Origin of the sequence: Lacticaseibacillus manihotivorans DSM 13343 = JCM 12514 (assembly GCF_001435035.1) — a bacterium.
Taxonomy (GTDB): Bacteria; Bacillota; Bacilli; order Lactobacillales; family Lactobacillaceae; genus Lacticaseibacillus; species Lacticaseibacillus manihotivorans.
The window spans coordinates 48746-57611 of sequence record NZ_AZEU01000179.1 but is presented as its reverse complement, the minus strand read 5'-3'; the positions used below and the strand labels follow the sequence as shown (position 1 = coordinate 57611).

The 8866-nt window shown below is 48.4% G+C and carries 9 protein-coding genes and 1 riboswitch; of the genes, 1 reads left to right on the top strand and 8 read right to left on the bottom strand.

Annotated elements, in window-relative coordinates; all coding sequences use genetic code 11:
- Nucleotides 1-53: 53 nt before the first annotated feature.
- The gene (locus tag FD01_RS10545; protein ID WP_054718825.1) at nucleotides 54-1241 is read left to right on the top strand and encodes an ISL3 family transposase; all 1188 of its coding nucleotides are present in this window, start codon (nucleotides 54-56) and stop codon (nucleotides 1239-1241) included.
- Nucleotides 1242-1482: 241 nt separating this feature from the next.
- Here FD01_RS10545 and thiT read toward each other — a convergent pair whose 3' ends face one another.
- The 8 genes from thiT to mreD form a co-directional block, all read right to left on the bottom strand.
- The gene (gene thiT, locus FD01_RS10540; RefSeq protein ID WP_056964190.1) at nucleotides 1483-2085 is read right to left on the bottom strand and encodes an energy-coupled thiamine transporter ThiT; all 603 of its coding nucleotides are present in this window, start codon (nucleotides 2083-2085) and stop codon (nucleotides 1483-1485) included.
- 41 nt (nucleotides 2086-2126) lie between these two features.
- A riboswitch (TPP riboswitch) is annotated at nucleotides 2127-2223 on the bottom strand.
- Between the two features lie 85 nt (nucleotides 2224-2308).
- On the bottom strand, nucleotides 2309-3742 hold the full coding sequence (gene cls / locus FD01_RS10535; RefSeq protein ID WP_056964188.1) for a cardiolipin synthase: 1434 nt from the start codon (nucleotides 3740-3742) through the stop codon (nucleotides 2309-2311).
- Nucleotides 3743-3948: 206 nt separating this feature from the next.
- Nucleotides 3949-4764: an amino acid ABC transporter substrate-binding protein gene (locus FD01_RS10530; protein WP_056964185.1), complete on the bottom strand. Its 816-nt coding sequence runs from the start codon at nucleotides 4762-4764 to the stop codon at nucleotides 3949-3951.
- Nucleotides 4761-5402: an amino acid ABC transporter ATP-binding protein gene (locus FD01_RS10525; protein ID WP_054718810.1), complete on the bottom strand. Its 642-nt coding sequence runs from the start codon at nucleotides 5400-5402 to the stop codon at nucleotides 4761-4763. The genes FD01_RS10530 and FD01_RS10525 overlap by 4 nt, the downstream gene beginning before the upstream one ends.
- 10 nt (nucleotides 5403-5412) lie before the next feature.
- On the bottom strand, nucleotides 5413-6069 hold the full coding sequence (locus tag FD01_RS10520) for an amino acid ABC transporter permease (protein ID WP_054718813.1): 657 nt from the start codon (nucleotides 6067-6069) through the stop codon (nucleotides 5413-5415).
- 599 nt (nucleotides 6070-6668) lie between these two features.
- A complete protein-coding gene (gene minD / locus FD01_RS10515; protein ID WP_054718816.1) occupies nucleotides 6669-7463 on the bottom strand; it encodes a septum site-determining protein MinD in 795 nt (264 codons plus the stop codon).
- A complete protein-coding gene (locus FD01_RS10510) occupies nucleotides 7464-8120 on the bottom strand; it encodes a septum site-determining protein MinC (RefSeq protein WP_054718819.1) in 657 nt (218 codons plus the stop codon). It abuts the gene before it with no gap.
- Nucleotides 8121-8183: 63 nt separating this feature from the next.
- Nucleotides 8184-8714 (bottom strand): rod shape-determining protein MreD, encoded by a 531-nt coding sequence (gene mreD, locus FD01_RS10505; protein WP_056964183.1) that lies wholly within the window; start codon nucleotides 8712-8714, stop codon nucleotides 8184-8186.
- Nucleotides 8715-8866 lie beyond the last annotated feature (152 nt).

The window sequence follows — 8866 nt, the reverse complement described above, 5'->3', positions numbered from 1 at the left end:
CGTGTGAATCGTGGGATTGCGCTGCTTTTTTGAAATTCTATGAATAATCCAGGATTAATATTCAAGACGTTCGAGAAGATTTTCACGGCAAAGGGTCTGGTCGCAAGAAATACCTGGTGATCCACGCCGAACTCACGTACACGCTCACAAACTGCCCGCAGTGCGGTTTCCCCGATCTTCACAAGAACGGACACAAGCTCACCCATATTCACGTTGAAGGCCCGTCAGATCAACCTGTCCTCCTTGAACTAAACAAGCAACGGTGGCGCTGTTCGAACTGCCACTCAACCTGCACAGCGACGACGTCTGTTGTCAAAGCGAATCATTCAATTGGAAACAAACTGGTGATAGATGCTTTGAAGCTCGCGAGTAAGTCGCTCACAGTAAAGACCATTGCGCTACTTCTGGGAATCTCCACGAACTCCGTTCAACGAGCGCTCAACGACAATATTCATCCGCACGCCAGTCGCAAGCTCCCAGAGAATCTGTGTTTTGATGAGTTTCGTTCGACTAAATCGGCGATGTCTTTCATTTGTATAGACGCTGATACCCATAAGGCCGTCAAAGTACTTGGGGGACGGCTCAATAAGGACATCAAGGAGTTCTTAATCAACCAATATAGTGTTGCGCAACGCGCGACTGTTAAGCGCGTCGTTATGGACATGAACGCCGCCTATCAGCTCATCGTTCACGAACTTTTCCCAAACGCTGAGATCATCATCGACCGCTTCCACATCGTGCAAATGATCGGACGCGCAATGGACCAGATCCGTGTCACAACGCTCAAACAATTAGATGGGAAGTCTCGCGAATACAAGGTGTTGAAGTCGCTTTGGCGACTATTCCATTTGGCTCATCCCGATGCCAAGACGTCGCGCTATTTATTCGGTCTCAATGAATACTCGACCCAACAAAATGCCATCGATCTCGGCACTGCAGTGTCAACTAATTTCAAGGCTGCCTATGAGACTTACCTTGCCATCCATGAAGCCTTGATGGGTGGTCATCCTCGTGTCCTCAAGCGGCTGATCACCGAATATCAGCCAACAGGCTCTATCATGGATACCGCCATCGCCACCTTGCGTAAGAATCTCCCATGGATCATCAACGCCGCTAAATCGCCATACTCCAACGGTCCTATTGAAGGCGTCAACCGCAAAATCAAGGAACTTAAGCGCACCTGTTATGGCTTCGCCAACCAAGCCAACATGTTCGTCCGGGTCTATCAGCTCACCGCCTAAGATTCCGGAAACAACTGCCAGCTCCAGGCCTTCGCCGAAAATACCATTATCCCTGCATCCATCATAGTTCCTTAAACAATTAAATAACAAAAAGGCCTCCCACGGTCGGGGAGACCTTCAAAGGATAAAAACTATCCTTCAACACCATTTGACAAATTTCCAGAAAAAACTGCATTAAAACCGGCCGACCGCAATTAAAAAAGCAAGGCACCAGTTGCACCTTGCTTGAATTGATTCAATATTAATTTGCCGCTAACCGGCCAGTCGCTTTGGGTAAGAACAAATGCTTGGCCATGGTGACCAAAGCCGTCAGCACGATCAACCCTAACAATCCAGTGGCGATCGCAGACCCGCCGTTGACAGCCAGTGAGTAGATCCAGGCAGGCATCCCTTTTGGTGCGTAACTGCCCCAAAAAATGATCCCGGCATAAAAGTGGCACAAATACTTGGCCACAACCCCTAACACCACAGCGGCCCAAGTCCAGCCCAAGATTTTGGCATGGGCATTGTCCGCTAAAGCTTTTTGGAATGGCTTGTAAAATAAACCACCTAAGCCTGCGACTGTAAAAGCGATCGGATATTCGATAAAGCCTTGGGTCACATTTAAGACACTGCCTTCACCGATGCCGATCAGTAACATATCCAACAAACCCCAAGTTAAACCGGCCGCCATCGCTGGTCCGACGCCGCGGCGTAACGCTAAGACACTGATGGGGATCAAGCCATAGCTCATTTCGACACCAGAGATCCCAGTTTTATGGGGAATATACTCCAACGCCATCGCGAATGCAGCGATGATCGCCACTTCTAAAACAATTTGTAAATGCTTGTGAGTTGTTTGCATCACAATTCCTCCTTTGTGTATCCGTCCACAAAGAAGGTCGCATTTGCGACGTTCACAATCCCTACGCTCGTACTAACGATCAGGTTCGAAGGGTCTGGGTTTCCCCACTCTCAGCCAATGGCTCCCCTTTGTGACGGACAATTCTTCCAACTACAAGCGTTATCATAACATGCGTCATGAATATATCCAAGTTTGACGCCTTATCGAATAACTTGGCCAAAACTTACAAAATTGGTGCCAATAACCGCGCCCATTCAGAGGTCAAGCGTGAATGCCGCGAACGCTTGGTTACCGCCGCCATCGTATAAGGGGTGGCTTTGATCAGATCCATTTGATATTGCGCCACCACTTGCTTGGCCAAATTCGGCGCGTATAATACTGCCGCTTGTTCAAAGTTCAATTTGAAACTGCGAATGTCCATATTCGCCGTCCCAGTCGCTAAAATTCGCCCGTCAATGATCACCGCTTTGGTGTGTAAAAATCCGCCTTCATAATAGAAGACTTTGCCCCCACCGGCGACCACCCGATCTAGATAAAACCGGCTGGCAGCGGTCATCAGCGGCTGATTGGAGTGACGTGGGATCATCACTTGCACATCGATACCAGCATTGACCGCAATGATCAACGCATCTAATAAACTGTCATCTGGTACAAAATAAGGCGATTGCACCAAAATACTGGTTTTGGCTTGCGCAAACATCCGTAAATAGGCGAGCTTTAAGGTTTCATGCGTTTGTTCAGGCCCACTGGATACCACTTGCATGGTCACATCACCATGATCATCTGGTTGCGGGAAGTATGCGGCTTGAAAATGGACTTTTTTAATTTTAGCCGTCGTGTTCCAATCCATGAAAAAACGCGCCTGCATCACCGCCACTGCTTGGCCTTGAATCCGCAAATCAAGATCGCGGGTGATTTGCCAACGCTTCTTACTGCGGCCGAGATCAAAACCACCTAAGTACCCGATTTTGCCATCGATCACCAAGGACTTGCGATGATTGCGGAAATTGATCCGGGGGTTAGCGCGCGCGAGTTTAGTCGCAAAAAAAGCTTCCACTTGACCACCGGCTTGGATCACCGGGAGCCAAAACTTGTGAGTGAGCCGGTGCGATCCAAATGCATCATACATCACCCGCACTTTGACGCCAGTACGGGCTTTTTGCGCCAAAGTATCACGCACTTTCAAACCGATATCATCTGGCGCTAACGCGTAAACTTCTAAATGGATATGATCTTGCGCACTTTCCAAATCCGCAAAAATTGCCTTTAAATAAGCTGCTTGCGTGAAAATCAGTTGGACATCATTCATCGTGGTAACCAAGGCATTGTCGCTTTTGAGCAAACTACGAACGAGTTCTGGCACGCCAGCGAGTTCTTGTTGGCCGATCAAATCTTGCCCAACCGCAATGGCTTCTTGTTGCGCCGCCACCATTTCATCGATGCCTAAGCGCTTTTGGGTGGCCAAGGTGGCCAGCTTTTGATTGGATAATTTGCGGCCAAAGATCCAATAAAGGGCCAAGCCGATCACTGGCAATAAGAGTAAAACTAGCAGCCATGCCCAAGTCGCTGCAATATCGCGCGGTTGATAAAACACGGTGATCATTGCCAATGCCGCGTTGATCACCACAATGATCGCAATGGTCCAAACTAGCCACATACCCTCGCCCCCTTTTTCTTACCGAGTCTTCCGTCATCGTGCAATAACAAGCAACCCCAACACAGCTGGCTACGTCTCAAGCATTGTGCCAAAGCCCAGGCGCAATGCTTGAAACTAGGCTACCGGATCGAGTAAGTTCGCTTGAAATCGCACTGGCCACCAAAAAAAGCGTCTCCGCATCGGTTACGCTTTTTAGTGTAGCATACTTAGTTGGCATCGGTGCCAAACCACTTTTGTTTGAGTTTGGCCATGGTCCCATTTTTCTCCAAGGTTTTGAAGCCTTGATTAATTTTGGATTGCAATTCCGTATCAGATTTCCGCATCCCCACGGCAAAGGCTTCAGAGTCAAAACCTTTGGACGGCAGGATCTTGTAACTGGATGGGTCTGGTTGGTGCGCCACGTAATAGCGCGCATACACTTCATCCATAAAGATCCCTTGAATCCGACCGGCGTTCAGATCCAAGAACGCATTGGTGAAGGTATCATACAACACGGGATCTTGACCTTTGATATATTGCTTTAAGGCTTTGGGATTCGCATCCAAGGCCGCGGCACCACTAGAACCAGTTTGTACGCCTAAGCTTTTGCCTTTCATATCAGCATAAGAATTGACGTTGTACTTAGTTTTAGTGACCAGCAGTTGGTGGTTGACCAAGTAATCATCAGAAAAAGCAACTTTCTTCGCCCGTTCTGGGGTGGCGGAATACCCATTCCAAATCAAATCGATGGTTTGGTTTTTCAGTTCGGTTTCTTTCATCGACCATTCAATGGGTTGGAAATCACATTTGATGCCATAAAGTTTAAATACTGCTTTGGCCAAGTCGATATCAAAGCCTTTCAACTGCCCATTTTTTTCTCGGAAGCCCATGGGCACGAAGGAATCATCCAAGCCGATGACGACTTTTTTATCTTGTTTGATCCGCGGCCAGGAGTTACTGGCAGTCCGCCTTGCACAACCGCTAGCGCCGACCGCGATCACAGCCACGGCTGCGACGAAAAGGAATTTCAACCAACGCTTCATGAACGCTCACCGCCTAGCTTCTTCACCGTGAAGGTCGTATCTGCGACTTCTTGAGCAAATTCCATATCATGCGTGACCACCACTTGGGTCATCCCTTGGGCTTTAAAAGCATTGATCAAGTTGGCAACGCTGTGGCGCAAGTTAGGATCCAAAGCACTGGTGGGTTCATCATATAACAAGATCTCAGGCTTTAACGCCAAGGCGCGGGCGATGGCGATCCGTTGCTTTTGCCCACCGGATAAGGAAAATGGATAAGCATCCGCTTGATCAGGCAAGTCGAGTTGTTCCAGCAGATCACGCGCACGCTTTTCCGCATCGGTAGCCGATACCCCTTGCAAGGTCGGTGCCAAGGTGATGTTTTTAAGCACCGTCATGTTCGGGAATAATTCAAAGCCTTGAAACACAACGCCGATAACGCCATCTTTGCGCAATTGTTGCGGTGTGGTGGACTTGTTTTGCCAAGTGAATTCGCCTGAGTCTGCTGGTGACAGCCCGGCGATGATCCGCAACAGCGTGGTTTTCCCAGCGCCTGAAGGTCCAACGATCGCTAGGGTTTTGTGATCTTCGATGGTCAAATCGATGTCAGCAAGTACAGCTTGGTTATTGAATGATTTGGCAATATTTTTCAGTTCTAACATAAGCGGCCTCCTAGCGGTAATAAGAGAAGGATTTTTCGACCTTCTTTTGTGCCCAAGTCAACAAAGCAGTCATGATCAAGTAAATCGCCCCAACTAAAACCAGTGGGACTAAGGTGACGTCGCGCGCCGTGGCCACGTTGCCGGCGCGAAGCAAGTCGCCTAAGCCGATAACATAAACCAAACTGGAATCTTTGACCAAGTTGATCACTTCATTCCCCATGGATGGTAAAACCACTTTCAACACTTGCGGGATCACGACGTAACGCAACGTTTGCCAACGCGTTAAGTTCAACACCGTCGCGGCTTCGAATTGACCTTCTTCGATCGCCCCAAAGCCCCCGCGGAAGATTTCAGCAAAGTAAGCCGCGTAGTTCAAGATGAAAGCAAAAATCGCCGCGTTGAACCGATCAAACACGATCCCAATCAATGGCAAACCGTAGAAAACGAAGATCAATTGGAGCAATAATGGCGTCCCACGGAATAACCACACATAAGCGGTCAAGAACCAATTGATCAACTTGCCGAGAATGTTCTTGGCTTTGTTCATCAACCCGACGGATAATAACATCCCCAACGGAATCGAGTCGATCAATGTGAGAAAGAAAACGCCCAGCGTCAACTTCATCCCTGATAATAATGCCGGTAAAATTTCAAATACATATTTCATGTCACTGCCTCCTTGGCCTTTTGTCGAAAATAAAAAACGCCCACTCATACGAAAACTCGTACGAGAGGACGCTTCACGCGTGGTGCCACCTCACTTCGTTTACGCCTCACAACGCAAACCTCGTGTGGTTGAAAAACACTTTAAACACTGAGGCGTGCTTACCCAAGAAACGCAGCCGCGACTAGCTACGCTGTCAGCTTCAAACAAAAACCAGTTTAAAGTTGACAGCTAGGCTACTCGAGTTGCTAAAACCGCTTGGGACGCACTGTGCACAAAAAAGTCCTCAAACAGCCAAAGCTGTTTGAGGACGACTTGAATGCCGCGGTGCCACCTCATGTTCGCCCATGAATCACTTCACGAGCCTCATTGTGTTTTTCAACCACGGCGATAACGAGCCAACCGGCATCGCCTACTGATTTCAGCGGTGCACTCGTGGATGTGAGGTAATGCGGTGACGGCTTGGCTTACACCTGCCCAAGCTCGCTTGACGTCATCACGCGCTACCAGTTCCACTCAACGCATTGATTTATTATGTGACTAACATTAATCAACTTTTAATGTTTTGTCAAGGCTTTGCGGAAAAACTTTTCACAAAGATTTTAGCCGCGATGGAATAACCGTTGCCAGAAACCGACTTTCTTTTGTTCCAACTTCATCAACGGCACGGATTCACCCATTAAGCGACGCGCAATATTGCGGTAGCCTTTGGACGCCAAGTTGTCTGGATCCATCACAACCGTATCGCCTTTGTTGGAAGTGGCGATCACATCATCATCATCGATAATGATTCCGAGTAAATCGATGCCCAAATGTTGGGTAATTTCATCAACATCCATGGCGCGGCCATCATCCATCATCTTCAGGCGGATCCGGTTAATCACCAAACGCGGTGGGTAAACCATGTCGCGTTGTTCCAACAAGCCGACCACACGATCCGCGTCAGACACAGCTGAAATTTCTGGCGTGGTGACCACAATCGCCCCATCGGCGCCTTCTACGGCATTGCGGAAGCCTTGTTCGATGCCAGCTGGTGAATCTAACAAAATAAAGTCGAATTCGTCGCGTAATTGCGCCACGATTTCTTTGACTTGTTCCGGTTCGAGCGCGTCTTTTTCGGCATTTTGGGCGGCTGGTAACACGTAAAGCAGATCATCAAAGCGTTTGTCTTTGATCAACGCTTGATGCAACTTCGCCCGGCCAGTGGTAACATCGACGATATCGTAAATAATGCGGTTGGACAAACCTAACACCACATCCAAGTTCCGCAAACCGATATCAAGATCCAGTAACACCACGCGCTTGCCTTGCAATGCCAAGGCTGTCCCGATGTTGGCGCTGGTAGTGGTTTTCCCTACCCCGCCTTTACCTGAGGTGACAACTAATGCTGTTCCCAATTACAAGTCCTCCAGTTTCCGGAAAAGTTTCGGGCGCATCTTCGATAAGTCGGCGACGTGTCCGTGTTCCAAAATATGTAGATCGTTGATGTAAGACAAAGTATCAGCTTGATAATCATTCTTATCGATGATCTCAACGGTATCCGCGATTCGGATCTGGCCAGCATGGCTGATGTCGCCGGCAATCACCGCACTGGTATCCCCTGCAGCGCCTGCGATCAACAACCCTTCTACCTGGCCTAACACAAAAATGCTCCCAGTGGCTTTCAATGTGCCTGAAACATGCAACGTGCCCACAAACACCACGTCACCATGAAATTCCAAACTTTGGCCAGAGCGCACGATGCCACCAACAATATGCGTCGCTTGCGCTAAGAGTTTGGCTTTAAATGCGCTGGGGTCTTCAACGTTGGCCGTTAAAGACTTGATCTCAAAGCGTCCAAACCGATCAAACAAGCGCTGGACCTGGGTTTGTTGGTCTGCCGTCAACAAGCGATTGCCTGACAACAACTTAAACTCAACATTCCCTTCTGGCGCGTCATTGGCTAATTTTTGTAATAAGGCGTCTAGGTCTGTCAAAATGGCATCCCAAGCGGCGGTATCGACTAATTGCAACTCGAAGCCGTCTTTGCGCCCTTTTAGAATTACTGCATCCACGCTCTCACCTCTCAACGGGTTTCCCCTGCTACTAAAACACCACCGGCAAGCCGGTGGCATTCACTAACTCCTCTTTAAGTTTATCAATAATCGGCTCAAAGGCAAATACACAATCGCAAAGCCGACTAAATTCACCAATAAACTTGGTCCCATATGCACGGATACCAAGGTCGCAAAGTTGGTAGTCCCAAAGCCGATAAATTCATTCATCAAATCATCAGCAATACAAAAAATCGTCACGGAAATCACCACCAAGGCGCCAACAAATAATGGCGACTTGGGAATGAACTGGCGCAATTGCATCGCAATATAGACGATCAATGGCCAAATCAACGCATTGATGCCAATGATCCCGGTATAAACCATGTCAAACAATAGGCCAAAGCCCACTGCATACAATACAATATACGGCTCATCCGGCAAAAAAATCACGATCATCAACAAGGTGATCAACGTCAATTCGGGAATGCCAGAAAATCGTGCCGTCATGATCCACTGGCCCAGCACCAGACTCAACACCCCGTCCAGCAGCAAGGCAACGAATAATATTAATAAGACCCAGCCATGGCCAGTAAAAGGACGCTTGGTTTGCATAATTCCTCCTAAAAAATCGAACTTCATTTGCTCACGCTGTCCGGCATCGTCAGCGTGATTTTAATCTTCCAGTTAGCTATACCAATGCCTTGCGGCCCGAAAATCTGTGGGTTCCGACAAAAAGTGCTCCGGCGGGCTGGTCATGGAACGCT